This is a genomic window from Salinibacterium sp. ZJ450, from assembly GCF_011751885.2.
Classification (GTDB): domain Bacteria; phylum Actinomycetota; class Actinomycetes; order Actinomycetales; family Microbacteriaceae; genus Ruicaihuangia.
In genome coordinates this window covers 3,164,962-3,191,951 of sequence record NZ_CP061771.1, presented here as the reverse complement: position 1 = coordinate 3,191,951, position 26,990 = coordinate 3,164,962, and the positions used below count along the sequence as shown (strand labels likewise).

30 protein-coding genes are annotated in these 26,990 nt (G+C 66.3%); 25 read left to right on the top strand and 5 right to left on the bottom strand.

Features of this window, described 5'->3' with window-relative positions; all coding sequences use genetic code 11:
• Positions 1 to 44: 44 nt before the first annotated feature.
• Positions 45 to 569, top strand: coding sequence for a nuclear transport factor 2 family protein (locus HCT51_RS15535; protein ID WP_166875398.1), 525 nt, complete (start codon positions 45 to 47; stop codon positions 567 to 569).
• 80 nt (positions 570 to 649) lie between these two features.
• The gene (locus HCT51_RS18875; protein ID WP_255523527.1) at positions 650 to 784 is read left to right on the top strand and encodes a hypothetical protein; all 135 of its coding nucleotides are present in this window, start codon (positions 650 to 652) and stop codon (positions 782 to 784) included.
• A gap of 64 nt (positions 785 to 848) precedes the next feature.
• On the opposite strand, the gene HCT51_RS15530 is transcribed toward HCT51_RS18875, so the two are convergent.
• Positions 849 to 1,076, bottom strand: coding sequence for an LLM class oxidoreductase (locus HCT51_RS15530; RefSeq protein WP_166875401.1), 228 nt, complete (start codon positions 1,074 to 1,076; stop codon positions 849 to 851).
• A 355-nt stretch (positions 1,077 to 1,431) separates the two neighbouring features.
• Positions 1,432 to 1,725, bottom strand: a complete 294-nt coding sequence (locus HCT51_RS15525) for a putative quinol monooxygenase (RefSeq protein ID WP_166875404.1) — start codon at positions 1,723 to 1,725, stop codon at positions 1,432 to 1,434.
• Between the two features lie 195 nt (positions 1,726 to 1,920).
• Between HCT51_RS15525 and HCT51_RS15520 the strand changes: the two genes are divergently transcribed.
• The 9 genes from HCT51_RS15520 to HCT51_RS15480 all read left to right on the top strand — a co-directional run bounded on the left by HCT51_RS15520 (position 1,921) and on the right by HCT51_RS15480 (position 10,437).
• Positions 1,921 to 3,108 (top strand): type 2 periplasmic-binding domain-containing protein, encoded by a 1,188-nt coding sequence (locus HCT51_RS15520; protein WP_166875407.1) that lies wholly within the window; start codon positions 1,921 to 1,923, stop codon positions 3,106 to 3,108.
• 180 nt (positions 3,109 to 3,288) lie between these two features.
• Complete coding sequence (locus HCT51_RS15515; protein WP_166875410.1) at positions 3,289 to 4,545, top strand: cytochrome P450; 1,257 nt, start codon at positions 3,289 to 3,291, stop codon at positions 4,543 to 4,545.
• A gap of 10 nt (positions 4,546 to 4,555) precedes the next feature.
• Positions 4,556 to 4,864: a 2Fe-2S iron-sulfur cluster-binding protein gene (locus tag HCT51_RS15510; protein WP_166875413.1), complete on the top strand. Its 309-nt coding sequence runs from the start codon at positions 4,556 to 4,558 to the stop codon at positions 4,862 to 4,864.
• A gap of 15 nt (positions 4,865 to 4,879) precedes the next feature.
• Positions 4,880 to 6,121 (top strand): NAD(P)/FAD-dependent oxidoreductase, encoded by a 1,242-nt coding sequence (locus HCT51_RS15505; protein WP_166875416.1) that lies wholly within the window; start codon positions 4,880 to 4,882, stop codon positions 6,119 to 6,121.
• Entirely contained in the window at positions 6,118 to 6,567 is a 450-nt protein-coding gene (locus tag HCT51_RS15500) for an HtaA domain-containing protein (protein ID WP_166875420.1), read from the top strand. Before HCT51_RS15505 ends, HCT51_RS15500 begins: the two co-directional genes overlap by 4 nt.
• Complete coding sequence (locus tag HCT51_RS15495; RefSeq protein ID WP_224760532.1) at positions 6,567 to 7,190, top strand: TetR/AcrR family transcriptional regulator; 624 nt, start codon at positions 6,567 to 6,569, stop codon at positions 7,188 to 7,190. The genes HCT51_RS15500 and HCT51_RS15495 overlap by 1 nt, the downstream gene beginning before the upstream one ends.
• 4 nt (positions 7,191 to 7,194) lie before the next feature.
• Positions 7,195 to 8,145: an isocitrate lyase/PEP mutase family protein gene (locus HCT51_RS15490; protein WP_166875428.1), complete on the top strand. Its 951-nt coding sequence runs from the start codon at positions 7,195 to 7,197 to the stop codon at positions 8,143 to 8,145.
• A complete protein-coding gene (locus tag HCT51_RS15485; RefSeq protein WP_166875431.1) occupies positions 8,142 to 9,296 on the top strand; it encodes an oxidoreductase in 1,155 nt (384 codons plus the stop codon). Before HCT51_RS15490 ends, HCT51_RS15485 begins: the two co-directional genes overlap by 4 nt.
• 28 nt (positions 9,297 to 9,324) lie before the next feature.
• Positions 9,325 to 10,437, top strand: a complete 1,113-nt coding sequence (locus HCT51_RS15480) for a zinc-binding dehydrogenase (protein WP_166875434.1) — start codon at positions 9,325 to 9,327, stop codon at positions 10,435 to 10,437.
• Between the two features lie 51 nt (positions 10,438 to 10,488).
• On the opposite strand, the gene HCT51_RS15475 is transcribed toward HCT51_RS15480, so the two are convergent.
• A complete protein-coding gene (locus HCT51_RS15475; protein ID WP_208322582.1) occupies positions 10,489 to 10,989 on the bottom strand; it encodes a flavin reductase family protein in 501 nt (166 codons plus the stop codon).
• 136 nt (positions 10,990 to 11,125) lie between these two features.
• Between HCT51_RS15475 and HCT51_RS15470 the strand changes: the two genes are divergently transcribed.
• Positions 11,126 to 12,034 (top strand): LysR family transcriptional regulator, encoded by a 909-nt coding sequence (locus HCT51_RS15470; protein ID WP_166875439.1) that lies wholly within the window; start codon positions 11,126 to 11,128, stop codon positions 12,032 to 12,034.
• Between the two features lie 4 nt (positions 12,035 to 12,038).
• Here HCT51_RS15470 and HCT51_RS15465 read toward each other — a convergent pair whose 3' ends face one another.
• A complete protein-coding gene (locus tag HCT51_RS15465) occupies positions 12,039 to 13,217 on the bottom strand; it encodes a flavin reductase family protein (RefSeq protein ID WP_166875442.1) in 1,179 nt (392 codons plus the stop codon).
• 145 nt (positions 13,218 to 13,362) lie between these two features.
• Here HCT51_RS15465 and HCT51_RS15460 point away from each other — a divergent pair, with 145 nt between their 5' ends.
• The 11 genes from HCT51_RS15460 to HCT51_RS15410 all read left to right on the top strand — a co-directional run bounded on the left by HCT51_RS15460 (position 13,363) and on the right by HCT51_RS15410 (position 24,481).
• The gene (locus tag HCT51_RS15460; RefSeq protein WP_224760787.1) at positions 13,363 to 14,262 is read left to right on the top strand and encodes a helix-turn-helix domain-containing protein; all 900 of its coding nucleotides are present in this window, start codon (positions 13,363 to 13,365) and stop codon (positions 14,260 to 14,262) included.
• Positions 14,263 to 14,358: 96 nt separating this feature from the next.
• The gene (locus HCT51_RS15455) at positions 14,359 to 15,144 is read left to right on the top strand and encodes an SDR family NAD(P)-dependent oxidoreductase (protein WP_166875449.1); all 786 of its coding nucleotides are present in this window, start codon (positions 14,359 to 14,361) and stop codon (positions 15,142 to 15,144) included.
• A gap of 19 nt (positions 15,145 to 15,163) precedes the next feature.
• Positions 15,164 to 16,150 (top strand): NAD(P)H-dependent flavin oxidoreductase, encoded by a 987-nt coding sequence (locus tag HCT51_RS15450; protein WP_166875453.1) that lies wholly within the window; start codon positions 15,164 to 15,166, stop codon positions 16,148 to 16,150.
• 28 nt (positions 16,151 to 16,178) lie between these two features.
• Positions 16,179 to 16,937: an SDR family NAD(P)-dependent oxidoreductase gene (locus HCT51_RS15445; protein ID WP_166875458.1), complete on the top strand. Its 759-nt coding sequence runs from the start codon at positions 16,179 to 16,181 to the stop codon at positions 16,935 to 16,937.
• Complete coding sequence (locus HCT51_RS15440) at positions 16,934 to 17,695, top strand: enoyl-CoA hydratase/isomerase family protein (RefSeq protein ID WP_166875464.1); 762 nt, start codon at positions 16,934 to 16,936, stop codon at positions 17,693 to 17,695. The genes HCT51_RS15445 and HCT51_RS15440 overlap by 4 nt, the downstream gene beginning before the upstream one ends.
• 83 nt (positions 17,696 to 17,778) lie before the next feature.
• Positions 17,779 to 19,302, top strand: coding sequence for a CoA-acylating methylmalonate-semialdehyde dehydrogenase (locus tag HCT51_RS15435; RefSeq protein ID WP_166875468.1), 1,524 nt, complete (start codon positions 17,779 to 17,781; stop codon positions 19,300 to 19,302).
• Between the two features lie 9 nt (positions 19,303 to 19,311).
• Positions 19,312 to 20,457: an acyl-CoA dehydrogenase family protein gene (locus tag HCT51_RS15430; protein WP_166875472.1), complete on the top strand. Its 1,146-nt coding sequence runs from the start codon at positions 19,312 to 19,314 to the stop codon at positions 20,455 to 20,457.
• Positions 20,454 to 21,515: an enoyl-CoA hydratase/isomerase family protein gene (locus HCT51_RS15425; protein WP_166875477.1), complete on the top strand. Its 1,062-nt coding sequence runs from the start codon at positions 20,454 to 20,456 to the stop codon at positions 21,513 to 21,515. The genes HCT51_RS15430 and HCT51_RS15425 overlap by 4 nt, the downstream gene beginning before the upstream one ends.
• Positions 21,512 to 22,471 (top strand): 3-hydroxyisobutyrate dehydrogenase, encoded by a 960-nt coding sequence (gene mmsB, locus HCT51_RS15420; protein WP_166875480.1) that lies wholly within the window; start codon positions 21,512 to 21,514, stop codon positions 22,469 to 22,471. The genes HCT51_RS15425 and mmsB overlap by 4 nt, the downstream gene beginning before the upstream one ends.
• Positions 22,468 to 23,658 (top strand): thiolase family protein, encoded by a 1,191-nt coding sequence (locus HCT51_RS15415; protein WP_166875484.1) that lies wholly within the window; start codon positions 22,468 to 22,470, stop codon positions 23,656 to 23,658. The genes mmsB and HCT51_RS15415 overlap by 4 nt, the downstream gene beginning before the upstream one ends.
• Positions 23,659 to 23,704: 46 nt before the next feature.
• On the top strand, positions 23,705 to 24,481 hold the full coding sequence (locus HCT51_RS15410; protein WP_166875487.1) for an enoyl-CoA hydratase: 777 nt from the start codon (positions 23,705 to 23,707) through the stop codon (positions 24,479 to 24,481).
• Between the two features lie 20 nt (positions 24,482 to 24,501).
• Here HCT51_RS15410 and HCT51_RS15405 read toward each other — a convergent pair whose 3' ends face one another.
• Positions 24,502 to 25,038, bottom strand: coding sequence for a MarR family winged helix-turn-helix transcriptional regulator (locus HCT51_RS15405; protein ID WP_166875490.1), 537 nt, complete (start codon positions 25,036 to 25,038; stop codon positions 24,502 to 24,504).
• A gap of 179 nt (positions 25,039 to 25,217) precedes the next feature.
• On the opposite strand from HCT51_RS15405, the gene HCT51_RS15400 reads away from it, so the two are divergent.
• Complete coding sequence (locus HCT51_RS15400) at positions 25,218 to 25,994, top strand: electron transfer flavoprotein subunit beta/FixA family protein (protein WP_166875493.1); 777 nt, start codon at positions 25,218 to 25,220, stop codon at positions 25,992 to 25,994.
• Between the two features lie 11 nt (positions 25,995 to 26,005).
• Positions 26,006 to 26,989 carry an electron transfer flavoprotein subunit alpha/FixB family protein gene (locus HCT51_RS15395; protein WP_166875497.1) on the top strand — a complete coding sequence of 328 codons (984 nt, stop codon included), beginning with the start codon at positions 26,006 to 26,008 and terminating at the stop codon, positions 26,987 to 26,989.
• Position 26,990 lies beyond the last annotated feature (1 nt).

The following is a 26,990-nucleotide window of genomic DNA, read 5'->3' as shown; positions in this document are numbered from 1 at the left end:
ATTGCTATCATAACGTCAATCATCCGAATCAATGAGGAGCGGACATGGCTTACACACTCGACGAGCTCTCGAGCATCGCGGAGATCCGGAACGTCCAGGAGCGGTACTGCCGGGGAATCGACCGCGCCGACGCCGACATCCTGCGCACCGTGTACTGGGAGGACGGGTACGACGAGCACGGCGCGTTCGAAGGTGATCGTGAGGCCTACATCGAGTGGGTGATCCCGGTCGTCAGGGAGCGGTTCGACGTCGTCCAGCACGTGCTCGGCCAGACATACACCGAGCTAGACGGCGACTTCGCCCACTCGGAGACGTACTTCGTGCAGCACTCGCTCCGCCCCGACGGCGTGACGTATGCGAGCCCCGGTCGGTACATCGACCGCCTCGAGCGCCGCAACGGCGAGTGGCGGATCCTGGAGCGCAAGACGATGATGTCGTTCTTCTACGCGACGGACGTCGCCGACACCGACAAGCACTTGGCCGCGGGCTTCCCCGCGGGCAGCATGGACCGCGAGGACCCCTCGTACATTCGCGGGCCGCTGCTCGGGGACCGCGCGAGGGTCGCCTGACCGAGAGTCGTGAGCCTGATCCCGCCAGTGATGGCGGGACCAGGCCAGGCCGAGCGCAGCGGCGAGGGCCGCGACATCCGGTGCCGGATCGTCGCGTCTGGGGTGATCACCTGAGCGTGCACGTGGTCGGCTCCCGCCTCGAGGTGTGCATCGAGGCCGGCCGTGAGGTCGGCGCCGCATCCCGAGACGACCAGCGCGTCGATCACCGGTGGTGACGCCGAGTCGAGTTCCTCCGGCGTGAACCCCAGCCGCTCGAGATTTCGCCGGTAGTTGCGAAGGTTAGGTAGAACTCAACGCCCGGCCGTGCTGTCTCGAGCGCACTGCCCGCACGTCGTCGATCACCACGCGTTGCTCGGGAATCAAGAGTGGAGATCCGCCCAAGATGCCGCGTGCCCAGCGGGGGTGCTCGGGCGTCACGAGGTACGGTTGCGCGCCGCCCGTGCACTCCGCAGCAATGGACAGCACGCGGGGTCCGAGCGCGGCGAGCACGATGCGATCGGCGGGCACCCTCCGGCAAGGAGGGCGTCGAGGTGGCCTGTAGCGCACTGATCGGCCAGCGGGCGAGTTCTGTGCGCTCGGGAAGCCGCAGGCCGACGCCGAGGGTGAACCGGTCGCGGTGCTCGTGCTGCAGCCGATGGTACGACGCGGCGACCTCGCGCCGGGATGTCGAGGTCTGCGCTGACGCCGCCGTACCAAACGGAGCCGAAGCCGTACCGGTCAGCCGCGACTCCGAATGAGGGGTCGGTGTCCCGGCCCATCCGCCACAGGCCATATCGACCCAACCGGCCGCGGATGCCGTCGCGCTCTGTCATGACGCTCGCGGCCGCCAAACCCGGCTGAGTCGTGAACTCAGAAGACAAGGTCAGGCGGGGGAGACGTCGTACTTGACGACCTCGGGCGCACCGGCCAGCAGCGGACCGAGCGCGGACTTGATGCCCTTTTCCGCCCGGTATGCGCGGTAGGCGGCGTCGTTCTCTTCCGACTCCCACTTCTCGACCAGCAGCCAGCGGGTGTTGTCCGCCTGATCGACCAGCACGTCGATTCCCAGGTTCCCCTCGAAGCCGCGGGCGAGTTCGAGCGAGGCTCGGACGGCGTGCTCGGCCTCCGCGACCGATTCAGGCTTGAACGTCAGTTTCACGATCGAGGTGATTGCCATTGCTTCATCGCTTTCGTTGGAGGGGGACCGCCTGCTGGCGATGTCGCCAGAGTAACAATCATATATATATTGACGTTGATTGTAGAGATACGGGACTAGTCTGTGGAGTGAATTCAGCACGAGGGCGTGCTAAAGCAGAAAAGGAAAACCATGCGCAAAACTGCGGTATCTCGTTCACTCACGGGAGGGGTCCTGGTGGCGGTCCTTGCGATCACCGGCTGCGCCTCCGGCGGCGACACAGCCCCCGAGGCTGAAGAGGGCTCCTCGATCGAGCAGATGGAGCCCATCGTCCTGACATACAGCGACTCGAACGTCGAAACGGCCGCCCACGTAACCGCCATGCAGGGGTTCATGGAGCAGGTCACCGAAGCCACCCATGGCAAGATCACCTTCGACACGTACTACGCAGCGGCGCTGCATCCGGTGACGGAGTCGCTCAGCGCCATCGAGTCTGGGCTCACGGACATCACCTTCGTCTCGCCGTCCAACGTGCCGGAACTCCTGCCTGCCGCACTGTGGGAGACCACCGTCTCGCAGGGCGCGATTAACCCCGAGTTCCCGATGTCGCTCATCCAGGGGACTCCCGTGCAGTTCGCGGCCTACCAGGACGATGCGCTCGCCGGCGAGTTGGCGCAGTACGACGCGGCCACACTCGCGACCTGGGGAACCGCGCCGAACAGCGTGATTTGCAAGCCCGAGGTCACCACCGCAGACCAGGCGGCTGGAAAGCTGATCAGGACGCCTGGTCCGCCCTTCATCCACGAGGTTGAAGAAATGGAGATGACCAACGTCACCTTGCCGGTGACCGATGTCTTCGAGGGCCTGCAGCGCGGAGTGATCGGCTGCTTCATGAACGTCATCAGCCCGTTCATCACGCTCGGAGTCTGGGACGAAGCCAAGTACTTCATCCCGGCGCACTTCGCGACCTCTGCCGGTTCGCAGCTGCTCATCAAGAAGTCGGTTCTCGAATCGCTGCCGCTCGACGCGCAGCGGATCATCTTCGATGCCCGCGTGGACCTGCTCGCCGACATCCTCGAGGCGACACTCGCGCGCAACGTGCAGTGGGCGAACGAGGCTCCTGCGAAGGGCGTGACCTTCGTCGATCCGACCTCCTTCAACAAGGCGATCGATGCCGCCCGTGACAAGTACACGGAGGCCGCTGTCAAGGATGCCCCGGCCGGCGTAGCCGATCCGGAGGGCTTCGCCGACAGCTTGACGGGACTCGCCGACAGCTGGGATGAGATCGCCGCCGATCTGGACGTCGAATCGGGCAGCCCCACCACGCAGGAAGGCTGGATCGATCTCTACCGGTCGGTAGAGGACATCGACTGGGATGCCTACGTCGACGCTCTGCACGAATTCCTGGAGCCGTACCGGCCCTAGGTGAGTCACCCCACATCGGCGGGGGAGAGCTTGTTGACAGCCCCTCGCCGATGTGGTCATATGTATCACGAGTGAACACGTGTTCACCACACATGACGATTACCCGCAAAACGCGGGCCCAGCGCGGCCCGCCCGACTTCACAGATGAGGTCGGTGTCCCGCAATGAAGCAGGAGTACAGATGTCCGAGTGGCACGAGATCGATAACAAACTGCAGGATCCCAGCTGGTACACGACGCAGGAGTACCACGAGGTATTCAAGCGTCTGCGCCACGAAGACCCTGTGCACTGGACGGAAGACGATGCGTATGGGAAGCATTACTGGTTCCTGACCCGGCATGAAGATGTCCGCGACATGCTGCTGAACCCGCGGGTCTTCAGCTCGCGGTGGGACACCCGGCCGCCGAAGACCTCGAAGCGTTACACCCCTGAAGAGCGGTTCGAGATGGGCTTCGACACCAGCATGGCGCGCAACGATCCGCCCATTCACGACCTGTACCGCAAGCCGGTGAACAAGCACTTCAGTGCGCCGGCCATCAACAAGATGCGCGGTGACGTGGAAGCGATCGTTGACGAGATCATCGCCGGCGTGGCTGACAAGGGCCAGGCGGATGTCGTCGAGGAGATCGCGGGGGACCTGCCGGTCAAGGTGATCCTCCGGATGCTCGGTGTTCCCGAAGAAGACTGGGACATGCTCCGCGAGGCCGCGTGGCAGTGGCTGGCTCCCGCGCACCCCAGCTACATGATCGACGGCGACGTGCTGAAGACGCACCGCCATGGTCACTCGCGACTGCTCGGCTACTGCGAGCAGCTCGCTCTCGCACGTCGCAGCGAGCCCAGGGATGACTTTGCAACGGTGCTCAGCCGGGTCCTGATCGACGACGATCCGCTGAGCGTCCACGAGATGCGCAGCTACTTCACTATCCTGATCGGCGGCGGCCTCGAGACCACCCGCAACACTGCGGCTGTCGGCCTTTGGCTGTTCCTCAAGAACCCCGACCAGCGCAAGCTGCTGCTCGACGACCCGTCGCTGATCAACAGCGCGATCGACGAGGTTCTGCGCTGGGTAACCCCGGCCCGCACCCGCTTCCGGATTGCGATGGAAGACATCGAGATCGGCGGCAAGGAGATCCGGACCGGCGACTGGGTATTCGGCTCGCAGGCCTCAGCCAACTTCGACGAGACCGTGTTCGCGAACCCGGAGAAGTTCGACATCACCCGGAACCCCAACCCGCACCTGAGCTTCGGAGAGGGCATCCACCTGTGCCTCGGCCGCTACCTGGCGCGGCTTGAGCTCGCATGCCTGTTCCCGAAGGTGCTGCAGGCGTTCCCGGACATGCAGATCGCAGCCGAGCCCGAGTGGATCCCCGACAACATCACGACCGGGTTCAGCAAGTTCGACGTCACGTACAGCCCGCTCGTTCTCGCGAGCGTTTGAGAGGAACACCATGGGAAAAATCGTTTATGTGCTGCCCGACGGGGAGCAGGTCATCGAGGCTCGCGAGGGCGAGTCACTGATGCAGATTGCCGTGCAGGCCGGCGTGTCCGCTATCGAAGGCGAGTGCGGAGGCGAGATGTCGTGCGCGACGTGCCACGTCTGGATCGAGGATGACTGGGCGGCGAAGCTGCGGCGCCCCTCGCAGGACGAGCTCGATCTCCTCGAGGCCGACGACCACTACACCGACGAAAGCCGGCTCGGCTGCCAGATCAAGTACTCCAGCGCCATCGACGGCATCGTCGCCAAGATCCCCGGATAGACAGGAAGCCTGAATATGTCGCACTACGACATCGTGGTCGTCGGTGCGGGCCATGCCGGCACGCAGACGGTCTTCGCATTGACCGCAGGAGGATTCACCGGGTCCATCGCCCTCATCGGCGACGAGATCTCCATCCCTTATGAGCGGCCGCCGCTCACGAAGGGTTACCTGGCGGACAGCATGCTCTCCGACGAGCTGGCGTTCCGCGCCGAGGCGTGGTGGGCAGGCTCGACCGTAGAGCGCCACCTGGGCACGGCAGTAGTCGCCGTCGATGCGGACGCACACACCGTGACAACCGAGGACGGCGGGACGATCAGTTACGGCACGCTCGTCTGGAGCGCGGGAGGAGAGGCGCGCCGACTGCCGACCCCCGGAGCCGACCTCAACGGGGTGCACGTAGTGCGCAAGCTGAGCGATGCGGAGCATGTCAAGCGCCTGGTCGCCACGACCCGAAAGGCCGTCGTCATCGGCGGCGGATACATCGGGCTGGAGACGGCCGCGTCACTGCGGAAGCTCGGCATCGAGGTGACGGTCGTCGAGGCGCTTGAACGGCTCCTGCAACGGGTCACGGGCGAGGACATCGCGGCGTACATCAAGGCGAAGCATGAGGGCGAGGGAGTCGAGTTCTTGCTGGGCACCGGCGTGAGCGAGATTCTCGGCGAGGACGGCCACGTCACCGGCGTGCAGCTGGCCTCCGGCCAGGTTCTTCCCGCCGACCTCGTCATTGTCGGGATCGGGCTAATCCCGAACGTGCGGCAACTGGCGGATGCCGGTGCCGAGATCGGCAACGGAGTGCTCGTCGACAAGTTCTGCCGCACGACCCTTCCGGATGTCTACGCGATCGGTGACTGCGCGAGTTTCGAGTCCGATTGGGTGCCCGATGACCGGCTGCGGCTCGAGTCCGTCCAGAACGCCAACGATCAGGCGAAGGCCGTCGCCAATACGCTCCTCGGTAAGCCTCAGCCGTACGACGCGTTGCCGTGGTTCTGGTCGCACCAGTACGACGATCGACTGCAGACCGCCGGGGTACTGACCGGCTACGATTCCGCAGTGCTTCGTGGAGATCCGGCCACCGGAAAGTTCAGCGTCGTGTACATGCGCGGTGACACTGTCGCCGCCGTCGACGCCATCAATAACGTCAAGGACTATGCGCAGGCCAAGTCGCTCATCGGCCGGACAGTGGCTGCCGACGATTCTCGCCTCGCTGACTCCGCGGTGCCGCTGAAGGCATTCGTCACCGAATCGCAGCTGGCATGAGCGATTCGATGAGTCCGCTGCGCTGGGCGGTCAAAGAGTCGTTCATCGACTACATCCGGGGCCTGGAAGACGGCACGATCGAGACGTTCGACGGGTGTGAAGCGGTCGACGGTGGTTTCGTCTTTCCCGGGGTGTCCGAGGCGGACGGCGAACTTCTGTTCACGGGCGGCGTCCGGTTCACGGGGTTCAGCGGCATGCTGGACGTTCGGCTGGTAGATCCGATGATCGAGGGCGACGGTCCTGACAAGACCCTGTCCGCCCTAGTCGGAGTTCCGTCGATCGCCGCGCGGGTTGCGATCGCAACCATTGAGGGCGCCGAGCAGCGCAACGCTGGACAACAGTGGACTGCAACACCGCGGATCACGTTCGAGGGCGTGCGCATCTTCGGCGACGTATACCAGGTCGGCACCGACCTCGCCCCGCTGGTTGTCGATCGGGAACAGTAGTGAGCGACACCGCGTACGAGGCGATTCTTGCGGCCGCGCGAGTGCGGTTCGGTGAAGACGGTTATCGCGATGTGACGATCCGCGCGATCGCCGCCGACGCCGGCTATTCCGCAGCCATGGTCATGAAGCTCATGGGTAGTAAGGAGCGACTGTTCTGGCTTGTCGCGCCCGGCGTGGCGTCGACCGCCGGCTTGGAGGACGAACGCGAACTCGTACCCAAACAAGAGATCGGCCGCGAACTCGTGCGGCGTATCTTCGCCCGGCGCCGAATGGGCTCCGGCGACCCCTACGCCGTGGCACCGCTGCTGATCAGGTCCGCACCGGAACCCGATCAGATCCGAGAAGAGATCCGGGAGCGGTACCTGCACAACATGGCCGCAATCATCGGTGACTCCAGCAAGGATCGGCGGCACGCGAAGGCTGTTCTGGCGATGATGTTCGGCATCGCCGCATCCGTCCACACGCTCGAAGCGTATGACGACGGTGACGACGAGGAAGCGATCACCACGTTCGCGGAACTGGTGCAGGTCGTGATCGATCGCTGCGACGGACCGCGACTGCCGTTGCCCGACGAGAGCGTCGGGATCTCCGCGGCGAGCCATGCCACACAAAGAGAGGACTGACTCCATGGCGGAGCAATCAAAGGGAGCGCGGCTGCGCGCACTGTTCACATCCCAGGAAACGACGCTGATGCCCTTCGGCGTGCTGCCTTTGCATGCGCGGATGGCGCAGCAGGCCGGCTTCCAGGCGTTCGAGGTGTCCGGCGGTTACTCGTCGTTCTGGCTCGCGGGCGTCGCCGATGTCGGGTATCAAACGATGACGGAGATCGTCGAGCAGGCGGCTCGCGTGGCGCGATCCGTCGACATTCCGGTCTTCTGCGACGCGGACACGGGGTACGGGGGCCCGGTGAACGTGCAGCGCACGACGCGCGCCTTCATCGACGCCGGAGTCGCGGGCATCCACCTGGAAGACCAGGCCGAACCGAAGAAGGCCGGCGGTCGCGGTGGTATTCGCCTGGTTTCGGATGCCGAGGCGATCGGTCGCTTCGCCGCCGCGGTCGAGGCGCGAGACCGGGTGGACCCCGACTTCGTGCTCGTCGCACGGACCGACGGCTATGGTGCCGCCGGCGGCGGTCTGGACGAGGCGATCCGGCGAGGCCAGCTGTACCGCGAGGAGACGGGTGTCGACGTCATCTTCTACGAGGGCCTGGAGACCTGGGAGGAGATCGAGACCGCGCTACGCGAAACGCCCGGTCCCGCCTACGCGATCCCGCACCGGAACGCAGGTCCGACGCCGTCGGTGGCTGAGATGACCCGAATGGGACAGGCGATTCAGATCGTTCCGTTCCTGCTGCCTGGTGTGCATGAGGTCTGGAACCTGCTGCGTGCGGTGGCAGAGAGCGGCGAGCTGAAGCCGGTCGACGACTACCGCGCGTACGTCGAGTCCTTTCGGGGCACCGACGCCTGGGTGGGAGCGGGCGAAGCGTTGTTGGGGATCACCTATGACGAGGTCGCGGAGCTCGAGGCCCGCCTCGCGCCGATTGCGGCGAACGCGACGACCGGTGGCGGCGCCGCATGAGCGCGCTCGACACGCCGCTCACGTTCTTGCGGGGAAGGGCGCTGCCGAATCGCTTCGTCCTGGCGCCCATGACGAACAAGCAGAGCGCGCCGGATGGCACGGTATTGGATGCCGAGATCGATTGGCTGGCTCGTCGGGCGCAGGGCGGATTCGGCGGGGTTGTCACCAGCGAGAGCGGCGTGGAGTTGCGCGGCCGCGGGTTTGAGACCGAGCCCGGCACGCACTCCGACGATCACATTCCGGGCCTCGCCCGGCTTGCCGAGGCAGTGAAGTCTGCCGGAAGCCTGGCGACCATGCAGTTGAATCACGCCGGCACGCGCGGGTACCGACTGGGTGAGCGCGTCAGTTCGTCGGATGACCCGGACACCGGGGCCCGGTCCTTGCTGGACGACGAGATCCCCGACGTGATCGAGGCATGGGCCAAGGCGGCGGCGCGATGCGAGCTCGCCGGTTTCGACGGCGTGCAGATCCACGCCGCGCATGGCTATCTGATCGGGCAGTTCCTCAGCGGCTCGCTGAATCGGCGTGTCGATGACTGGGGTGGGTCGCCCGAGAACCGGGCACGCTTCCTGTTCGCCGTGGTCGATGCCATCCGCGGAGCGACGGGTCCGGACTTCCAGATCGGCATCCGACTGTCCCCTGAACGATATGGCCAGGATCTCTTCGAGACGACCGCGGTGGTGGAACGTCTGATTGACGAGCGCCAGGTCGATTCGATCGACATGTCGCTGTGGGACGCTGGTAAGTTCCCGGATGACGAGCGCGCCGACCGTGCGCCGATCATGCGCCACTTCCTGCGCCTTCCCCGTGGCGAGGTACGGATGGGCGTCGCCGGCCGCGTGCGCACCGGGGCAGCAGTGCGTGCAGCGCTCGACGAGGGTAGTGACTACATCGCGATCGGCAAAGCAGGCATCCTGTACCCGGACTTCCCCCAGCGGGTTCTGCGTGACCCGGATCTGGAGCCGGATTGGTTGCCCGTGTCGGGGTCCTATCTGCGGTCGCAGTCGGTGGGGGACGGGTTCATCGAATACCTGAAGACGTGGAAGGGCTTCATCTCGGATGAGGCCCCACCGGAGGGATCCGCAGCATTCGTTTCGGCGTGGAGCGATGACGTGCACGGCATCAAGCCCGTGACCGTAGGCGCGGAATGATTCACACAACGACAAGGAGGTCGAGCGAATGAGTAGTACTGCAATCGCCGGCGGCAAGCAGGCAGTTTTCGATATGGATTCGCTGACGCTCACCGTCGAGGAAGCACCACACCCGGTGGCCGTACCCGGCGGACTTATTGCCCGCGTGACGCTCGCGGGTGTGTGCGGCAGCGATGTGCATCGCCTCGTCGGGCATGTAAAGGATGCCGTGGGCCGAGTCTCCTTCGGCCATGAGGCTGTCGGCGTCATCGAAGAGCTCGGCGACGGCCTCACCAGCGACTGGGGTGGATTGCCGATCTCGGTCGGCGATCGAGTCGTCTGGTACGCCGGTTCGACGCCGTGCGGCAAATGCCGCGGCTGTCGCACGACCGGCGAGGCCTGTGACGACCGGCAGTGGCCGTCGCCGTCAGAAGAGCCGAACGCCGCCGGCTACCGGGACGTTGCGAGCCTCTCTCCCCTCGTCCCATTCTTCCGAGTCGATGGGCCAGTAACAGACGAAGAGATCGTGGCCTTCGGCTGCGCACTGCCGACCGCGATCAGCGGTCAGCGTCGGCTCGGCCAGATCGAGCCGGGGCAGACCGTCGTCGTTCAGGGCGCCGGGCCGGTCGGTATCGCTGCCGCGATGGTCGCCTCGCTCAGTCCTGCCCGGAACGTCATTGTCATCGGGGCCCCGGCGCATCGCCTTGAGCTCGCGCGCGAGTTCGGCGCAACGAGCACGATCAACCTGGATGAGACGACCCCCGAAGAGCGGCTCGCCCGCGTGCTCGAACTCACCGATGGCCGCGGGGCAGACGTTGTCATCGAGGCGGCCGGCGTGCCGGAGGCGTTTCCGGAGGGAGTCTCCCTGCTCGCCCGCCACGGACGCTACCTGCTCTCGGGACTTTATTCGGGAACGCGGGAAGTCTTGTTCAACCCGGTTCCGATCACCCTCAAGTCGGCACGCATCATCGGCAATCTCGGGTCTAAGCCCGAGAGCGGGCTCCAAGCGCTGCGCTTCGTGCAGTCGAACCGCGAGCGGTTCCCGTTCGCCCGGGTCGTCACGCACCGCTACGGGCTGGAGGGAGTTGCCGATGCACTCGGGGCGATGCAGGACGGGTCGGCGCTTAAAGCCGTCATCACGCCCGCCCTCCGGCAGGCGTAGCTCGCGATCCTGATCCGGCTGGCGCACGGTGTGCCAGCCGGATCAACCAGCTCAGTCGTGAGCGAGGTGGGTGCCGAACAGGCGCTGGTGATAGGTCAACGGGGCCACGTCGGCGTGCTCGGCCCGCAACACCGTGCCGATCGCAATCTCATGATCGCCACCGTCAACCAGGGTGTGCAGCTCGCACGCGACCCAGCCGGACGAACCGTCCAGCCGGGGTGCACCCGCATCCAGTGCCCAGTCCACGTCCGCGAACCGGTCAACGCCTTTGCGGGCGAACACGGATGCCGTCGCGCTTTGGTGCGCGCCGAGAACGTTCACGCCGAAAGTACCGACCCGGCGCACGATCTCGAGCAGCTCCGAGCGACGATCGAGCGAGACGAGGATCATCGGCGGGTTCATTGACAGCGATGCGAACGCGCTCACTGTCGTGCCGTGCGGCATGCCGTCCTCGTATGCGGTCACGATGGAGACCGGGGTCGCGACGTTTCCCATCGCCATGCGGAAGGCGTCTTGCAGCAGAAGCGTCGGGGCAGTTTCGGTCATTGTCATGGGTCAGACTCCAGTGTCTTCAGGTCGGCGCGGATCGCTCCTGCCGAAGTTGCTTCTCACCATCGTCGGACGCCGAGCATGGTGTGTAAAGTGCAAGTAAAGCTACCTAACATGCGAAAACTGCAAGGAAAAAATAATGCTCGACGTCACTCGACTCAACCACGCGGTTGCGATCGCGGAACACGGGACGTTCGGTGCTGCCGCGCTCACCCTGCACATGTCGCAGTCCGCACTCACCCGCAGCATCCAGTCCCTCGAGTCCGAGTTCGGCATCAGACTGTTCGAACGCGGGCGCTCTGGCGCGAAGCTGACAGCTGAGGGAACGCGATTCATCGCCCAGGCGGAGCAGCTGGTGCGCCACGCCGCGTCCGTCGAACGCGACCTTCGCGACATCAGCGCCGGACGGGATGCCGCCGTGAACGTCGGCATGGGGCCGATCTCCGCGACGCTGTTCCTCCCGCGGATCCTCGAGGGTATGCTCCAGCTCTCTGCGCTCTTCCCCATCCGGGTCAAGGTCGGATCGAACAGCGAACTGCGGTACATGCTCGAAGCCGGCGAGCTCGACTTCTACGTGGGCGGTGTGCCGCGGGAGTCGCGTGGATTCTCCGGCGAGGACGGGCTGCGGATCGATCCGGTTCGAGCGCGTTCACGGTTGGCACTACTGGTGCGCGAAGGTCACCCATTGCTCGAATCGCCGGGTGATGTGGAACTTCGGGAGCGCTGTCCTGTGGTCGCCGGCACGTTCGCGCGGGATACTTCCGTCGGTGCCGATGTCGAGCGACACGGCTTTGCCGCTCCGGCGTTCGTCCTGGACGATTACGACCTTCTCGCGGATCTCGTCCGGCGGACGGATGCGGTTCTTCTGGCGACCGAACTCTTCGTCATAGTGCGCCCGGAACTCGGCTTGCACCGACTTGATATCGACGTCGCGCCTCAGGCCGATGCGAACTACGGCATCGTGTACTCAGACGCGCGCCGACTCTCGGTGGCGGCCAAGCAGGTCGCGGGACTGCTTCGGGAAACGGTCACCGTCGCCTACACCTGACGTTTCAGTCGAGCCCGCCACCGAACCGCTCGCTGAGTGCTCGGGATGCCGTGACCAGCACGTCGCGGGCGTGCTCAACGAACTCCAGTGACGCGTTCGGCGGGAACCCGTACAGCGTCAGGTGCAGGAGCGGGCCGTTCGCGTTGAGTACCGGTGCCGTGATCGTTCGCACCTCGCTCGCGGTTGACTCGTTCAACAGCGTGGGGTCATCGAGACCCCTCATCTGCGTACCGACGTCGAATAGCCGGCGCTGGAGACTCGGCGTGCGTCCGTGCTCTGCCATCGCCTCGACCAGTTCCTCTGCTTCGGTCGCGGCGTCGCTGCGGAACGTGAGTGTCCACCCGCGCTTGCGGATCCGGTCCAGGTCCGCGTCGAACTCCGCCCGCTGCTCGCTGCCAAGCTCTGCCGGGAAGCCGTCATACCACTCGGCTCGCAGCTCCGGCACGCCCCAGGCCGCGATGGTGCCGCCGAACGGGGGGAAGAACGGCAGAACCGCACCGACCGGATCGGCACCGCCGGCGTGGCCGGCAGTTGCCACGATGACGAGACCGTCCGCCTCGCGCGCAATGACCCGGCACTCCAGGCCCACGTCGGCCGCGAGTTGTTCCAGGTCTTCCCGTGCGGCCTCTGCCATACGAACTGCCTCGCTCGGGCGGCCACGAGAGGCCATGACCAGGGAGCGCGGGGCGAAGGTGCCGTACCCGCCCTGGAAGAACAGCAAGGGCAGGGTGGGAGTTTGAATCTCGAGCCCGAGTACCTTCCCGATGACGATGTAGTGGTCGCCGGCCTCGTGTACGTCGCCGAGTTCACAGTCGATCCACGCGACTGCTCCATCGAGCACGGGCGAGCCGGTGTGCGGCGCAGGACGCCAGTCGACTGAGCCGAAGCGATCTGCTCCCCTCGTCGCGAAGATGCGGCAGAGGTCCTCCTGGCCTCCCGCGAGCACATTCACGCAGAACCGGCCGGCGTCCCGAATCACCGGAAAGGTCGAGGATCCCCGATCGGGAAGGAACGCCACCATCGGAGGGTCCAGGGAGACCGATGCGAATGAGCCGACAGCCATGCCGATTGGCGCACCGTCGCCGTCGAGGGCGGTGATGACGGCCACGCCGGTCGGGAAGTGTCCGAGCACATCCCGAAAATGCCGCGGCGAGATCTCGCCGCCCTGGGGTCCATTCAACACAACGACTCCTTCGTCTACGTCCGTTCCTGTCCATCCGGCAGGATGTCAGATCGATCCGCGCTAGCGGGATCCGGACCACCGTACCAACTCGATCCACGGCTGCGATCTTGCGGGTCGAGGTGCCGGTACGCTCAGTGGCGTGTCGATGAAGCCAGCTCCTGCGGTCGTGAGAGCGATGTCCACCCTGAACTATCTGACTGCGCACCCTGGCGTCTCGTTCACACTCTCGGACCTCTGCGACGCCCTCGATGTGAACGCGGCATCCCTCTCTGCCCTTCTTCTCGCTCTGTCCGACGCCGGCTATGTGACGCGGCATCCGCGGCGCAAGACGTACACGCTCGGCCCGGCGGGTGTGGCGCTCGGGCATGCTGCGGCGCTGCAACACCCAGCGATTGAAGCTGCGGCAGATGAGATGCGCGAACTCGCCAATCTCGGCAACGAGTGCGTCGGCACCGTGGCCACCTCCGGTGAGATCCTGTTCGTCGCGATCGAGGGTCATCCCGGTGCAAAGTCACGGGAGGCGTGGGTGGGGCAGCGGATCCCGATGCTGCCCCCGTTCGGCCAGGTGTTCGTTGCGTGGTCATCGAGGGCAGAAATCGACCGCTGGCTCGGCCAGCCGGGCGAAGATGAGTCTGCGGTTCTCCTGCGCGAGCGAATCTTTGCGTCGCTGGAGCGAGTGCGCGAGGACGGCTATGTCGTGGGTCTGGCGAACGAGCCTGCCGAAGAGGTCATTGCGCTCGTCGACGAGCTCACCGAACTGGATCGCGAGGGGATCCGTCGTCGGCTCCTGGAGGCGATCCCGCGGCAGGGCGCGGACTACATCTCCGAAGGGATCCAGCCGGACGATGTTTACGATGTCGCGAACCTGGCAGTGCCCGTCTTCGACGCGGAAGGCACAGTGGCCTTCGCGATGACTCTCACCGGGTTGACCGGTATCCGTGGGGCCCGGCTTCGCGAGATCGGCGAGACTGCACTCGGCGCCGCACGGCGGGTGACCCGCAGTATCGGTGGAAAATGGCCCTCGCCGATAACCCCTGAACGGTAGCCATCGAGCTATCTGTCCATCTAGTGCATCCTATAGAGGATTGATAGGATAGAGTGGACTTGTCGCGGATGAAATCCGCCTGGATGGAGGACGAAGTTGTCTGGTGATCAAAGCGTCTACTCGGATCGGTTCCGCCTGGATGGCCGACGTATCGTGGTGCTCGGGGCCGGTCTCGGCATGGGTCGCGAGTCGGCAATCGCGGCACAGCAACTCGGCGCATCCGTATTTGCCGTGGACCTCGACGAAGCACGCGCGAAAGCGACCGCCGAGATCGTGGGCGGCGGGTATGCCGCGGTCGACGTCACCGACCGCGATGCCGTACTCGCGCTCGCCGATCGCGTTTCACAGGAGCTCGGGGAAGTCGACGGGGTGATCGACGTCGTCGGCATGGCCGCCTGGCACCCGGTCGACCAGACACCTGCGGACGTACGCGAGCGAATGTTCGCGCTGAACTACGTGCAGGCACTCCACGTCTTGGAGGCGTTCACGCCCAAGATGACCGGCGGCGGCACGTTTGCGTTCGTGAGCTCGGTATCCGGTGTGCGCGGCGCACAGAGTCACAGCGCCTACGGTGCGGCGAAAGCTGCCCTCATCGCCCTCGTCCGTTCGGCCGCCGTCGAACTCGCGCCGAAAGGCATCCGGGTCAACGCGGTTGCTCCCGGCGTAATCCTCACCCCGCGAACCCAGGACAGCTTGTTCGCCGATCCGAAGTTCATCGCGGCGCAGGAAGCGAGCGTTCCGATGGGGCGGTTCGGCGAGACGCCCGACATTGCCGGCGCCTTGATGTTCTTCACCGCGGCGGCGAGTGCCTATGTGACCGGACAGAACCTGATCGTCGACGGCGGAGTCGACGCGAAGTTCCCCCACCTCATCAAGTCTTGACGGCGCAGGAGGCCTTCCAATGATTGACAATGACTTCACCCGCATCTTCGGTATCGAACACCCGATCACCTGCGGTGGCATGACCGGTGTCGGGACGGCGCAGCTGATCGGTGCGGTCGCCGAAGCCGGAGCCCTCGGCTTCCTGACCGCCCTCACTCAGCCCACGCCTGAGGACCTCGTCCGGGAGATCCAGCGCACGAAAGATCTCACCGACAAGCCGTTCGGTGTCAACCTCACGATTTTGCCGACGATTCGGCCCGTGCCGTACGACGAATATCGCCAGGCGATCATCGAGAGCGGTGTCAAGGTCGTGGAGACCGCGGGCAGCAGCCCCGAGCCGCACATGGCGGACTTCAAGGCTGCCGGTGTCAAGGTGATCCACAAGGCAGTCGCGGTGCGTCATGCGCTGAAGGCCGAGTCTCTCGGCGTCGACGCGATCAGCATCGACGGATTCGAGTGCGCCGGGCATCCGGGCGAGGAAGACGTCCCCGGCCTGATCCTCATCCCTGCCGCCACGCGGCAGCTGACGATCCCGGTGATCGCATCCGGCGGTTTCGCCAACGGGCAGGGCCTTGCGGCAGCCATGGCACTGGGGGCCCAGGGCATCAACATGGGCACGCGATTCGTGGCTACCCACGAGGCTCCCGTGCACGAGAACGTCAAGCGACAGATCGTCGCGAACAACGAGCGCGACACGGTGCTGATCTTCCGAATGTTCAAGAACTCCGCCCGCGTCGCGCGCAACTCGATCTCCGAGGAGATCCTCGAGATCTCGAGTCGGCCCGGTGCCACCTTCGAAGACATCGCACACCTGGCGTCGGGCGTGCGCGGTCGCGAGCGAGTGCTCGCCGGCGGCGACATGGAGGGCGGCGTGTGGTGGGCGGGACAGTCTCAGGGCCTCATCCACGAGGTGCTGAGCGCCCGCGAGGTCATCGAATCGGTGGTCGCGGATGCCGAGGACGTAATCGTGAATCGACTGGCCAGCCAGGTCAAGGTCGCAGTCTGACACCCCGAGACGAAGAGAGAGACAGCAGATGGAGATCCGCAACGCAGCCGCACTAGTGACCGGCGCCGCATCCGGACTGGGCGCGGCCACGGCCGCGCGTCTGGCCGCCGACGGCGCGCAGGTGTTCGGTCTCGACCTCGCCGCCGGCGTGGAAAAGGCTCCGGCGATCGAGGGCGTGCGGTACCTCGCCGCCGATGTGACGAGCCCGTCGGACGTGGAGGCTGCTCTGGCGGCGGTCCGCGAGAGCGGGCACGACCTGCGCCTGGTGGTCAACTGTGCCGGTATCGCACCGGCGGTGCGCATCCTGTCGTCGCGTGGCGTGCATGACCTGGACGTGTTCCGCCGTACGATCGAGGTCAACCTGGTGGGCACCTTCAACGTGCTGCGCTTGAGCGCCGAGCTGATGGCCGCGCAGGATGCCGACGGTGACGGGCAGCGCGGCGTGATCATCAACACTGCGTCGGTCGCGGCCTATGAGGGGCAGATCGGGCAGGCCGCGTATGCCGCCTCGAAGGGTGGCGTGGTGAGTCTCACGATCGCCGCCGCCCGTGACCTGGCCCGGTCGGGGATCCGGGTGAACACCATCGCTCCCGGCATCGTGGCAACCCCCATGCTGACATCCCTCGGCGAAGAAGTCGGAGCATCGCTGGCACGGACGGTACCATTCCCCGCGCGGCTGGCGCGGCCGGACGAGTACGCCGATCTCGTGACGATGATCGTCGCCCACGACTACCTCAACGGTGAGACGATCCGCATGGACGCGGCGCTGCGGATGGCCCCGCAATGAGCGTGCTCCTCTCCGAACGGGACGGTCCGATCGCCCGCTTGACCCTCAACCGGCCGGACGCCGGGAACGCGCTCGATCTCGAGCTCGCCCGGGCATTGCGTGACAGTGCGCGGTCGTTGAGCGCCGACGACACGTGCGCCGTCATCCTCATCGACGCCCGCGGCGCCCTCTTCTGCGGGGGCGGCGACGTCGCGGCGATGTCCGCTGCCGAATCGCCCGCGGACTATGTGCGTGAACTAGCCGGAACGGTGCACGAGGCCATGCTCACGCTCGCCGCATCCGACACCGTCGTCATCAGCGCTGTGCACGGTGCTGCCGCCGGTGGCGGGTTCGGCATCGTGCTGAACTCCGACTACGTCGTGGCGGCCGAGACCGCGACCTTTGTCAGTGCCTATTCGAAGGTCGGGCTCAGCCCCGACTGCGGTTCGTCCTACCTGCTCCCACGAATCGTCGGCTCTATGAGGGCGACCGAATTCGCGATGTTCGGACGGCCCCTCGATGCCGCAACGGCACGCGACTGGGGCGTCGTCAACGCCGTCGAGCCGACCGAGCAAGTCGGAGCCACGGCGGTGCGCGCCGCGGAAAAGGTAGCCGGCATGCCGCCCGCCGCCCGAGCTGCATCCAAGCGGCTGCTGGCCGCCAGTTGGCTGCCTGGCTACCGCGAACACCTTGACGATGAGCGCGACACCATCGCGCAGCTCGCCTCGACGCTGGACTCCCAGCGCCTTCGCGCGGCCTTCCTCGCCCGCGCATCCTGACGAACCAAAAACTACTTGCGGTACCTAGTAATTACTTGCAGGTCCAAATATAATTTTGAGAACGTGCACCGCGAAAGGACACCATGACCACCCAGCTGACAGAAACCAAGACCCGCGAACTCACCCACTTCGTTGGTGGCCGCCACGTCGCCGGAACGTCCGGGCGATTCAGTGACGTCTACGACCCCAGCACCGGTGAGGTGCAGGCCACCGTCCCGCTCGCGAGCGCGGCAGAGGTTGGGGCCGCAATCGCCAACGCCGAGGAGGCACAGCTCGAGTGGGGTGCCTGGAACCCGCAGCGCCGCGCCCGCGTGCTACTGAAGTTCCTTCAGCTCGTCGACCGCGACATGGACTCCCTCGCCCGACTGCTCTCATCCGAACACGGCAAGACCATCGCCGACGCGAAGGGCGACATCCAACGCGGCATCGAGGTCATCGAGTTCGCCGCCGGCGGACCCCACCTGCTCAAGGGCGAGTACACCACTAGCGCAGGCACCGGAATTGACGTGTACTCGATGCGCCAGCCGCTCGGTGTCGTCGCGGGCATCACCCCCTTCAACTTCCCGGCCATGATTCCGCTGTGGAAGATGGGTCCGGCCCTCGCGGCAGGCAACTCCTTCATCCTCAAGCCGTCCGAGCGCGACCCTTCCGTGCCGCTGCGGATCGCCGAGCTCTTCCTTGAGGCCGGCTTGCCCGCCGGAGTGCTCAATGTCGTCAACGGCGACAAGACGGCCGTCGACGTGTTGCTCACCGACGACCGCGTCAAGGCGATCGGCTTCGTCGGCTCGACCCCGATCGCCCAGTACATCTACGAGACGGCCGCTGCCCATGGCAAGCGCGCCCAGTGCTTCGGCGGCGCGAAGAACCACATGATCGTGATGCCGGATGCCGACCTCGACCAGGTGGCCGATGCCCTGATCGGCGCTGGCTACGGCTCGGCCGGAGAACGCTGCATGGCCATTTCTGTGGCGGTTCCCGTGGGCAAAGAGACGGGCGACGCGCTCGCCGCGAAGCTCGCCGAGCGGGTCAAGGGCCTGAAGATCGGCCACTCCCACGACGAGAACGCCGACTACGGACCCCTGATCAACGCCGACGCCGTCACCCGAGTGTCGGCCGCCATTCAGGCCGGAATCGACGAAGGCGCCGAGCTGCTCGCCGACGGCCGCGGCCACGTGGTCGAAGGATACGAGAACGGCTTCTACCTCGGCCCGACCCTCTTCGACAACGTCACCACCGACATGAGCATCTACCAGGAAGAGGTCTTCGGGCCGGTGCTCATCATCACTCGCGTCGACACGTACGAAGAGGCACTGCGCCTGCCGTCCGAGCACAAGTACGGAAACGGTGTCTCCATCTATACGCGCGACGGCGACACCGCGCGCGACTTCAGCGCCCGCGTCAACACGGGAATGGTCGGTGTCAACGTGCCTATTCCGGTGCCCATCGCGTACCACACGTTCGGCGGCTGGAAGAAGTCTGGCTTCGGCGACCTCAACCAGCACGGTCCCGACTCGTTCCGGTTCTACACAAAGACCAAGACGGTGACGTCCCGCTGGCCCTCCGGCATCAAGGACGGCACCAGCTTCGTCATCCCGACGATGCACTGAGGAACCACGATGTTCACTACCCAGACTGAGGAGCAGGCGGCGCTCGTAGAAGCGGTACGCGACTTCGCCGAGAGCGAGCTGGCGCCGTATGCCGCCGAGCGGGATGCCGAGAAGTTCTTCCCGGTAGATACTCTCCGCAACGCCGGCGAGCTCGGCCTTGGCGGCATCTACGTCAAGGAGGATGTCGGGGGCTCCGGCCTCTCGCGGCTTGACGCGGTCGCGATCTTCGAGGAACTCGCCAAGGGCGACACGACGGTCGCGGCGTACATCTCGATCCACAACATGGTGGCGTGGATGATCGATACCTTCGGCAACGACGAGCAGCGGCACCGGTGGGTTCCGTCTCTCGTGACCATGGCCGACCTCGGCAGCTACTGCCTCACCGAGCCGGGTGCGGGCTCCGACGCCGCCGCGATCACCACGTCGGCACGGCGTGAGGGCGACGAGTATGTGATCAACGGCACTAAGCAGTTCATCTCGGGTGCGGGTTCGTCCGCGGTCTACATCGTGATGGCTCGAACAGGGGCGGACGGTCCCCGCGGGATCAGTGCGATCGTCGTCCCCGCCGGCGCCGAGGGGCTCAGCTTCGGACCCAACGAGAAGAAGATGGGCTGGAACGCGCAGCCCACGCGACAGGTCATCTTCGACGATGTGCGGGTTCCCGTCTCGAACCGGCTCGGCGAAGAGGGCGACGGCTTCGGCATCGCCATGAAGGGCCTCAACGGCGGGCGCGTGAACATGGGTGCCTGCTCCCTGGGCGGTGCCCAGTGGGCGTTGGACCGCGCCGCGCGTTACGTGCAGGAGCGCCACGCCTTCGGTGCGCCCCTGTCCGCGAACCAGTCCGTCGTGTTCACGCTCGCCGATATGGAGACCAACCTGCAGGCGGCCAGGGCGCTGCTGCAGCGGGCTGCCTCGATGATGGACGACGGAGATTCCGACGTGGCCGTCGCCTGCGCACTCGCGAAGCGATTCGCGACGGATGCCGCGTTTGAGGTGGCCAACGCCGCCCTGCAATTGCACGGCGGATACGGCTACCTGCAGGAGTACGGCATCGAGCGTGTGGTCCGTGACCTGCGGGTGCACCAGATCCTGGAAGGGACGAACGAGATCATGAAGGTCATCGTCGGGCGCAGCCTGCTGGAGCACATCCGATGACTGACGACGCAGAGGTCCTGGTTGGCCGTTCCGGCCGCCTCGGCATCCTCACCCTGAACCGACCACGCGCGATCAACGCGCTGACCCACGGAATGGTGCGCGCCGTCACCGACGCGCTGAACCACTGGCGGGGCGACGACAGTGTCCTGACCATCGCCATCGTCGGCGCGGGAGAGCGCGGACTCTGTGCCGGCGGAGACGTCGTGAGCCTCTATCGCGACGCGACCGAGGGTGACGGCTCGGCCGCCGCCGAATTCTGGCGCGACGAGTACCGCATGAATGCGCTCATTGCGCGCTATTCGAAACCGATTGTCGCGATCCAGGACGGACTCGTGCTCGGCGGCGGCATCGGCATCTCCGCGCACGCGTCGCATCGCGTCGTGACGGAGCGATCACGCATCGGCTTCCCCGAAGTCACCATCGGCTTCGTTCCGGATGTCGGGGCCAGCTGGCTGCTGTCTCGAGCGCCGGGCCAGGTGGGGAGCCGTCTCGGCCTGACCGCCGAGTCCATCGGCGCTGCCGACGCGATCTACGTCGGATTCTCCGACCACTTCGTGCCGAGCGACCAGATCTCTGCTTTGCTCATGGCCCTCGAGACGGAGGATCCCGATTCGGCGATTGCTGCTCTCGCGCAGCATCCGGGTGAGGCTCCCCTCGCCGCACAAACTCCGGCCATCGATCAGGCGTTCGGGCTCGACACTGTCGGCGAGATCCTTGCCGCGCTCCGCGAGGCCGGTGCCGACGACCTCGCCGACGGCATCCAGGCGAAGTCCCCGCTCGCGCTCGCCGTCACACGTGAGTCACTCCGCCGGGCGCGCGACTTCGGCGATCTGGAGGAGGCGCTCGTCAATGAGTTCCGGGTCTCAACGCACGCGCTGGCGGCACCCGACTTCGCCGAGGGGGTCCGCGCCCAGCTGGTCGACAAGGACCGCAACCCGCAGTGGACTCCCGCCTCTCTCGCGGACGTCACAGCTGACGCCGTGGCCCGGTTCTTCGCCGAGCCGGCCGCCGGCGACCTCACCATCCCCGATTTCGCACCGTCGAAGGAGACAGCATGACAACGATCGCATTCCTCGGACTCGGTCACATGGGCGGCCCCATGGCCGCAAACCTGGTGAAGGCCGGGCACCGCGTGATCGGCTTCGACATGATGCCCGCCGCGCTGGAGGCCGCCGCTGCCGCCGGTATTGAGGTGGTGGCGTCGGGTCAGGATGCCGTCCGGTCCGTGGGCTCGGGAGGCGTCGTGTTCACGATGTTCCCCAGCGGCCGACACGTGATCGACGCCTATCGGGGAACGGAAACCGAACCGGGCCTGCTTGCCGTCGCGGCGCCCGGAACCCTGTTCGTTGATTCCTCGACGATCGCGGTCGACGAGGCCCGTGCCGCGCATGCCCTCGCGGAGGCAGCGGGTCACCGTAGCCTGGACGCCCCGGTATCGGGAGGCGTCGTGGGAGCAGAGAACGCCACGCTCGCATTCATGGTCGGCGGAGGCGACGCTGACTTCGCAGAGGCGCTGCCGCTGCTGGAGACCATGGGCCGCCGCATCGTGCACTGCGGGGGCGCCGGACTCGGCCAAGCAGCGAAGATCTGCAACAACATGATCCTGGGCATCTCGCAGATCGCGGTCGCCGAAGCCTTCGTGCTCGGCGAGCGTCTCGGGCTCACCCACCAGGCCCTGTTCGACGTGGCATCCAACGCGTCCGGCCAGTCCTGGGCGCTCACGACGAACTGCCCCGTCCCGGGACCCGTGCCGACCAGCCCGGCAAACCGCGACTACCAGCCCGGCTTCGCGGGCACGCTCATGTCGAAAGACCTGGGCCTTGCCGAGCAGGCGATCGACCTGACCGGTGTCGACGCCAAGCTGGGTCTGATGGCGCACGAGATCTACAAGGAGTTCGCGGCCGGCGCCGGCGCAGGGCAGGACTTCTCGGGAATCATCAACACGGTGCGCGCGCAGAGCACTCCGGCGCCCGACCAGTTGTCGAGCAGCATGGTTCGGGAGGGCGCAGCATGACCAGCGCAGTCATCGTGGATGTCGTCCGCACCGCCAGCGGACGAGGCAAGCCCGGAGGCGCACTATCCGGCGTGCACCCGGTCGACCTCGCCGCGACCGTGCTGTCCTCGGTGCTCGAGCGCAACGGCCTGGAGTCCCGGCAGATCGACGATGTGATCTGGGGGACGGTCAGTCAGGTCGGCGACCAGAGCATGAACATCGCGCGCCAGGCAACCCTTGCGGCCGGGTTCGACGAGACCGTCCCCGCCACCACGATCGATCGCCAGTGCGGATCGAGCCAGCAGGCCGCCCATTTTGCGGCACAGGGCGTGATCGCGGGCGCCTATGACATCGTGATCGCCGGTGGCGTCGAGTCGATGAGTCGCGTGCCGCTCGGCAGCTCTTCCCGGGGCGGGTCTTCCTCGTCTCGCCTGGGCGAGCGATACCCGGAGGGCCTGGTCAACCAGGGCATCTCAGCGGAGCTGATCGCGGCGAAGTGGGGCTTTGACCGCGACCGACTGGACGCCTTCGCGGCAGAGTCGCACCGGAGAGCCGCGCTCGCGGCGGACTCCGGCTGGTTCGACTCTGCGCTGATCGAGGTCGACGTGACCGGTGCCGACGGAGAACGGCATGGACTCCGCAGGGACGAGACCATCCGCTCCGCGACGACCGCCGAAGGCCTCAGCGGGCTGCAGCCGTCGTTTTATGACGAGCAAGTCGTCGCCCGATTCCCGCAAATCGGCTGGTCGATCACGCCCGGCAACTCGTCGCCGCTCACGGACGGGTCATCCGCCGCGCTCATCATGAGTGAGGCGAAGGCTGCCGAACTCGGGCTCACCCCCCGCGCGCGCTTCCACAGTTTTGCCGTTGTGGGCGACGACCCGCTCTACATGCTCACCGGTCCGATCCCCGCGACCCGTCGCATCCTGGAGCGATCCGGGCTCAGCTTCGACGATCTCGACGCGTACGAGGTCAACGAGGCGTTCGCGTCCGTGCCGCTGGCGTGGGCTCACGAGTTCGACGCGGACCCGGCAAAGCTGAACCCGTGGGGCGGCGCGATCGCCCTCGGCCACGCGCTCGGATCCTCGGGAACGAGGCTGCTCGGCACTCTCCTGACCCACTTGGAAGCGACCGGCGGCCGGTACGGGCTGCAGACGATGTGCGAGGGCGGCGGTTTGGCCAATGCCACGATCATCGAGCGCCTCTAGCGCATCCACCCCAACTTTTCTTCACCAATCTCATAAGGACAGCTCTATGACTCACTACGAAGCAATCCTGGTCGAGACCCGCGGTCGCGTCGGCTGGATCACGCTCAATCGCCCCGAGGCGCTCAACGCGCTGAACTCGACCCTGATCCGCGAGATCGTGGCAGCAGGGCAAGCCTTCGACGTCGACCCCGCGATCGGCGCGATCGTGATCACCGGCTCGGAGAAGGCGTTCGCGGCCGGGGCCGACATCAAAGAGATGGCGGAGATGGGCTACGCCGACATGTACCTCAACGATCCGTTCGCGGGCTGGGGAGGCTTCGGTCGTCTGCGCACTCCGGTGATTGCCGCCGTCGCCGGGTACGCCCTGGGCGGTGGAAACGAACTCGCGATGATGTGCGACATCATCCTCGCGGCCGACACCGCGAAGTTCGGGCAGCCGGAGATCAACCTCGGCGTCATCCCGGGCATCGGCGGCACCCAGCGGCTGCCGCGTGTGGTCGGCAAGTACAAGGCAGCCGAACTCGTGCTGACCGGGCGGATCATGGGGGCCGAGGAGGCTGAGCGCGCGGGCCTGGTCTCGCGGATCGTGCCTGCGGCCGATCTGCTGGACGAGGCTCAGAAAGTGGCCGAGACGATCGCGTCCAAGTCGCTGCCGGTCGTCTATGCGGCCAAGGACGCCCTGCACGCGGCCGAAGAGACGGCGCTCGCTGAGGGGCTCCGCTTCGAACGGCAGGCTTTTGCCGCTGTCTTCGCCCTTGAGGACCAGACTGAGGGAATGGCGGCCTTCCGTGAAAAGCGTGCACCGAACTTCACGCACGGCTAAGGAGAGTGTGCTGTGATTTCTCAGAGCGGATCGGGCATCGGGCGGGGCTCCTCGAAGTCGCCCGCGTCACGCCGCAGTCGAGCCACAATGCGCACGAGGTCGACGGTGTCGGTCTCGGTCAGTCCCGGCTCGGCGAAGACGTCTCTGTTCAGGGCATCCGTCGCCGCTTCGACGACCTCGCGTCCCGCGGCTGTCAGCGACACGAGCGCGGCACGCCCGTCCTGCGGGTGCGGCTCGCGGAGCACGAGCCCGTCGCGGACGAGTCGGTCGACGGTGTTGGTCACGCTCGTGGGGTGCACCTGCAACCGCGCGATGGCGCTGGCCATCGGCATCCGCCCCTCCCTCGTGAACGCGAGCAGCCGCAGCAACTCATATCGGGCAAACGAGAGCCCGAATGGTTTGAGGGTGCGCTCCACTCTGCCCAGCATGATCTGCTGGGCACGCATGATCGATGTCACCGCTGACATGCCGGATGCGGCATCCGCCCAGCCATGCTCGGCCCACTGGCGTTTCGCCTCGGCGATCGGGTCAACCTGCAGCGGTGTGCGTCGTGCCATGCGCTCCTCCTCGTCGCTCAACGGTAGCCGACCGGGGCAGGCGGGACGGACGGTGACGCGCCACGCTGGCCGACCGCGTGCGGTAGGCGAGCGGTCGAGAGACCTCAGAGTTTTAGATACACCGAATGAGTACGTTGCAACAGTCGCCCCTGGAAACACGGCGGCGTAAGGAGATGTCAATGAAGATCATCGTGCTGGTTAAAGAGGTCCCCGACACGTACGGGGACCGCAAGCTCGACCTGGAGACAGGGCTCGCGGATCGCGGGGCTGGCGAGGTGGTGCTCGACGAGATCGGGGAGCGCTCGCTGGAGGTGGCGCTCTCGTTCGCGGACAAGAACGCCGACACCGAGATTGTTGTGCTGTCGATGGCGCCGGAGAGCGCCGCGGCGACGGTGCGCAAGGGACTCGCGATGGGTGCGACATCGGCGGTGCAGGTGGCCGACGAGGCGCTTCGCGGGGCGGACCTGGGGCTGACCGCGCAGGTGCTCGCCGCGGCGATTCAGCGCACCGGGTTCGACCTCGTGATCGCGGGAAACCTGTCCACGGATGGCACGGGTGGGGTGCTTCCGGCGATGGTCGCGGAGCTGCTCGGGGTGCCACAGGCGACGTCGCTGACCTCGATCGAGATTGCCGCGGACGCGGTGACCGGGGTGCGCGCGACGGATGATGGCACGATGCAGGTGAGCGCGCCGCTGCCGGCACTGGTGTCGATCACGGAGGCGCTGCCGGATGCGCGGTTCCCGAACTTCAAGGGGATCATGGCGGCGAAGAAGAAGCCGTTCGAGACGCTGTCCCTCGCCGACCTGGACGTGGATCCGGATGATCCGGAGTCGGCGCGGTCGATCGTGATCGCGATCGCGGAGAAGCCGGCCCGTGATGCGGGCGTGAAGATTGTCGACGAGGGCGATGCGGGCGAGAAGCTCGCCGAGTTCCTCGTGCAGAACCGATTGGTGTGAGGAGCGCAGTCATGACTGATTACGCAGCAGAGTCCATTCTTGTCCTGATCGAGCTCACGCCGTCCGGCGGGTTGGCGGGCAGCGCGGCGGGCCTGATCGGCGCGGCCGCCCTGGTTGGCACCCCGGTGGCGCTGGTGGTGACCGCACCCGGTGAAGGGGCTGCCGCGGCGGAGGCCGCGGGTGCCCTGGGCGCCGCGAACGTGGTCGTCGCCGAGACCGCTGACCCGGGAAGCCTGACGGTGCCGGTGGTCGATGCGCTTGTCGCCGCCGTGGACGCGGTGCGCCCTGACGCGGTGCTGATTTCGAACTCGATCGCGGGACGGGATGTCGCGGGCCGGTTCGCCGCCCGCACCCGATCCGGCCTGGCAGTCGACGCGATCGGTGTCTCGCGGGATGCGGAGGGCATCGTCGCCCAGCACTCGGTGTATGGCGGTGCGTACAACGTCGACTCCGCGGTGACCTGGGGTGCCCCGGTGATCACGGTGCGGCAGGGTTCGATCGACGCCCGCGCCGAGGCGCGCACCCCCACCGTTCAGATGCTGTCGGTGACCGCATCGGGCAAGCCCGCGGCGAGCATCGTGTCGTTCGACCCGGTGGTCGAGGCCTCGAGCCGGCCCGAGCTGCGCGGAGCGGCCAAGGTTGTCTCCGGTGGGCGGGGCTTGGGCTCCGAGGAGAAGTTCGTGCTTGTCGAGCAGCTCGCGGACACCCTGGGCGCGGCCATCGGTGCGTCCCGTGCGGCGGTCGACGCCGGGTACATCCCGCAGTCGCACCAGGTCGGCCAGACCGGCGTCTCGGTGGCGCCGCAGCTGTACGTGGCGCTCGGGATCTCCGGGGCGATCCAGCACCGTGCGGGCATGCAGACCTCGAAGACGATCGTCGCGATCAACAAGGATGCCGATGCCCCGATCTTCGAGATCGCGGACTTCGGTGTCGTCGGCGACCTGTTCACTGTCGTACCGCAGCTGATCGCTGCACTCGACGCGAAGAAGAAGTAGC

Coding starts and splice junctions, on each gene's coding strand:
- HCT51_RS15440 (WP_166875464.1), top strand. CDS start 16,934: ATGAGCGTGCTCCTCTCCGAACGGGACGGTCCGATCGCCCGCTTGACC.
- HCT51_RS15425 (WP_166875477.1), top strand. CDS start 20,454: ATGACTGACGACGCAGAGGTCCTGGTTGGCCGTTCCGGCCGCCTCGGC.
- HCT51_RS15510 (WP_166875413.1), top strand. CDS start 4,556: ATGGGAAAAATCGTTTATGTGCTGCCCGACGGGGAGCAGGTCATCGAG.
- HCT51_RS15535 (WP_166875398.1), top strand. CDS start 45: ATGGCTTACACACTCGACGAGCTCTCGAGCATCGCGGAGATCCGGAAC.
- HCT51_RS15400 (WP_166875493.1), top strand. CDS start 25,218: ATGAAGATCATCGTGCTGGTTAAAGAGGTCCCCGACACGTACGGGGAC.
- HCT51_RS15445 (WP_166875458.1), top strand. CDS start 16,179: ATGGAGATCCGCAACGCAGCCGCACTAGTGACCGGCGCCGCATCCGGA.
- HCT51_RS15430 (WP_166875472.1), top strand. CDS start 19,312: ATGTTCACTACCCAGACTGAGGAGCAGGCGGCGCTCGTAGAAGCGGTA.
- HCT51_RS15490 (WP_166875428.1), top strand. CDS start 7,195: ATGGCGGAGCAATCAAAGGGAGCGCGGCTGCGCGCACTGTTCACATCC.
- HCT51_RS15450 (WP_166875453.1), top strand. CDS start 15,164: ATGATTGACAATGACTTCACCCGCATCTTCGGTATCGAACACCCGATC.
- HCT51_RS15470 (WP_166875439.1), top strand. CDS start 11,126: ATGCTCGACGTCACTCGACTCAACCACGCGGTTGCGATCGCGGAACAC.
- HCT51_RS15500 (WP_166875420.1), top strand. CDS start 6,118: ATGAGCGATTCGATGAGTCCGCTGCGCTGGGCGGTCAAAGAGTCGTTC.
- HCT51_RS15485 (WP_166875431.1), top strand. CDS start 8,142: ATGAGCGCGCTCGACACGCCGCTCACGTTCTTGCGGGGAAGGGCGCTG.
- HCT51_RS15405 (WP_166875490.1), bottom strand. CDS start 25,038: ATGGCACGACGCACACCGCTGCAGGTTGACCCGATCGCCGAGGCGAAA.
- mmsB (WP_166875480.1), top strand. CDS start 21,512: ATGACAACGATCGCATTCCTCGGACTCGGTCACATGGGCGGCCCCATG.
- HCT51_RS15460 (WP_224760787.1), top strand. CDS start 13,363: ATGAAGCCAGCTCCTGCGGTCGTGAGAGCGATGTCCACCCTGAACTAT.
- HCT51_RS15415 (WP_166875484.1), top strand. CDS start 22,468: ATGACCAGCGCAGTCATCGTGGATGTCGTCCGCACCGCCAGCGGACGA.
- HCT51_RS15410 (WP_166875487.1), top strand. CDS start 23,705: ATGACTCACTACGAAGCAATCCTGGTCGAGACCCGCGGTCGCGTCGGC.
- HCT51_RS15505 (WP_166875416.1), top strand. CDS start 4,880: ATGTCGCACTACGACATCGTGGTCGTCGGTGCGGGCCATGCCGGCACG.
- HCT51_RS15395 (WP_166875497.1), top strand. CDS start 26,006: ATGACTGATTACGCAGCAGAGTCCATTCTTGTCCTGATCGAGCTCACG.
- HCT51_RS15435 (WP_166875468.1), top strand. CDS start 17,779: ATGACCACCCAGCTGACAGAAACCAAGACCCGCGAACTCACCCACTTC.
- HCT51_RS15525 (WP_166875404.1), bottom strand. CDS start 1,725: ATGGCAATCACCTCGATCGTGAAACTGACGTTCAAGCCTGAATCGGTC.
- HCT51_RS15480 (WP_166875434.1), top strand. CDS start 9,325: ATGAGTAGTACTGCAATCGCCGGCGGCAAGCAGGCAGTTTTCGATATG.
- HCT51_RS15475 (WP_208322582.1), bottom strand. CDS start 10,989: ATGACAATGACCGAAACTGCCCCGACGCTTCTGCTGCAAGACGCCTTC.
- HCT51_RS15515 (WP_166875410.1), top strand. CDS start 3,289: ATGTCCGAGTGGCACGAGATCGATAACAAACTGCAGGATCCCAGCTGG.